This window comes from Streptomyces calidiresistens (assembly GCF_014141525.1).
In the GTDB taxonomy this organism is placed as follows: domain Bacteria; phylum Actinomycetota; class Actinomycetes; order Streptomycetales; family Streptomycetaceae; genus Streptomyces; species Streptomyces calidiresistens.
In genome coordinates, this window is sequence record NZ_VKHS01001390.1 from 1 (window position 1) to 507 (window position 507).

1 protein-coding gene is annotated in these 507 nt (G+C 75.7%); it reads left to right on the forward strand.

Translation table 11 applies throughout. From position 1 onward, the window contains the following. Positions 1-507 (forward strand): polyprenyl synthetase family protein (locus tag FOE67_RS27475; RefSeq protein WP_182667514.1); only part of this gene is annotated, 507 nt, incomplete at both ends.

Genomic DNA, 507 nt, shown 5'->3' on the forward strand with positions numbered 1-507 from the left:
ACCAACGCCGTCCGGGAGCTCCTGGAAGAGGGGCGCGCGCTGACCACCCCCGCCCTGCGGGCCGCCGTGGACCGGCTCGCGCCGCCCATGGACACCGTGGCCGCCTATCACTTCGGCTGGATCGACGCCGACGGCCGCCCCGCCGACGCGGACGGCGGCAAGGCGGTGCGCCCCGCCCTCGCGGTGCTCTCCGCGGAAGCCGCCGGCGCCGCCCCCACCGTCGGGGTGCCCGGCGCGGTGGCGGTCGAGCTGGTCCACAACTTCTCCCTGCTGCACGACGACCTGATGGACGGTGACGAGCAGCGCCGCCACCGGGACACCGTGTGGAAGGTGCACGGCCCGGCCCACGCCATCCTCGTCGGTGACGCGCTGTTCGCCCTGGCCGGCGAGATCCTGCTGGTGGAGGGAGGGGAGCACGCCGCCCGTGCCGCCCGTCGCCTGGCCTCGGCGACCCGCCGCCTGATCGACGGTCAGGCCCGCGACATCAGCTTCGAGCACCGGGAGATG